Annotated in this window: 1 protein-coding gene; it reads right to left on the bottom strand. The window is 64.3% G+C overall.

Going from position 1 to position 1607, the window contains the following annotated elements; genetic code table 11:
• Positions 1-1133: 1133 nt before the first annotated feature.
• A complete protein-coding gene (locus L610_RS20775; RefSeq protein WP_256366569.1) occupies positions 1134-1262 on the bottom strand; it encodes a hypothetical protein in 129 nt (42 codons plus the stop codon).
• Positions 1263-1607 lie beyond the last annotated feature (345 nt).

Genomic DNA, 1607 nt, shown 5'->3' with positions numbered 1-1607 from the left:
TCGAGCGCCGTCTGTTCGGGAGCAGGCTTCTTCAGCATGCCCCACTGAATCAAAAACCTCCGGCCGAAGCCAGAGGTTTGTCAGCAGTCTGAAGGGAGGCGCCCCGGCGCCTCCCTTTTTTGTTTGGGGGAACGGTCCTTTCCGGGACGGGCCGGCAATTGGCCCTCCGTCACGTCCCCTCCACCATGCTTCGCATGGTCCCCCTCCCCCACAAGTGAGGGGAGGATCCGACTGGATCGGCCTCGAAATCTCACCGCCACTACGCTTCTTGCCAGCTGCGCATCGTGGCTTCAGCGCCCCTGCCCTCATGCCGCTGCGCACCGCAATCATTGCCTGTGACACTCCACGATCCATGAAGGCACGCCCCCGGATCCTCCCCCGCAGCGCGGGGGAGGTGGCGCGAAGCTGGCTTCATCTGTGAGCGGGTTTGATGGGAATCTGGATTGTAGGCTGATGTGCTGCGGATCACGTATGGCCTAACAGGCTGCCATCGAGCTCTCCATCTCCTGCAGAACGCTACGCTCCTGAAGCGCGAAGACACGGATCCTCCCCCACGAAGTGGGGGAGGTGGCGCGAAGCGCCGGAGGGGGCTCCTAGGGCGCCGGCGCCGGTGGGGTGAGAAAGGCCCCTACTGCGTCTAATGCCGGACGAGAATCGTTGCTGCGGACGGACGCGTTACGCCAGACGTCACCGTCCCGCTCCGTCACGCCCCCTCCACCATGCTTCGCATGGTCCCCTCCCCCACTTGTGGGGGAGGATCCGCGGCGGCGCTGCTTGCGCGAGTTCCGAAGCGTCGGGAGCGGCAGGTGCGCGTTCTTACCCGTCGACAAGACGTCCCGGTTCAGGCATGGATCGTCGGGTCAGGCCCGACGATGACGAAGGGAAGACCGGCAGTGAAAATCAAGGGCGCCGTGTCCTCCGTAAATGCTTCTCGCGCTTGCCCATGTTCTCCTCCCTCCCCGCTTCGTGGGTGATCGCTACCAGTTATGCGCCTCGCGCATGAAACGCACCACGCGGATCCTCCCCCACAGCGCGGGGGAGCTAGCGGCGAAGGCGGCGGAGGGCTGGTGAGAGTCCGAACCGTTGGGGAGCAGCAGGTTGCCCGTCCTCACCCGTCGGCAAGGCGTCTCGGTTCAGGCGTGGATCGTCGGGTCAAGCCCGACGATGACGATGGGAAGAATGTCGGAGACAATCACGTCCGCCGCGCCCTCCGCAAGAGCTGCTCGTCTTCCTGCTCCCTTCCCGCCTCTCCTCTTCGTCATGCCACGGCTTGACCGACCATCCATGCCAGAACGGTGACATAGGCCTGCGGCGCGGTACGACCTCGAAAGGCTTTGCAGAAAACGACACGAACCGCAATCTGCGGATCCTACCCCATTTATGGGGGAGGTGGCGCGAAGCGCCGGAGGGGGCTCGTGGAGCGCTAACCGCGACGATCCCGGGCGGTGCGCTTTATGTCTCGCTGGTTCGCCTCACCGGTCAGGCATGGCAACTGTGTTTTGTCATGCGAAGGCTTTGCCGTCCCGGAGCATGGCGTTGAGCACAGTGACGAGCTTTCGGGCGACGGCGATGATGGCGACCTTCTTCGAGCCGGAGCGCCGGGCAAT

The organism is Aminobacter sp. J44 (genome assembly GCF_007829415.1).
Taxonomy (GTDB): domain Bacteria; phylum Pseudomonadota; class Alphaproteobacteria; order Rhizobiales; family Rhizobiaceae; genus Aerobium.
This window is presented reverse-complemented; position numbering and strand designations above follow the sequence as displayed.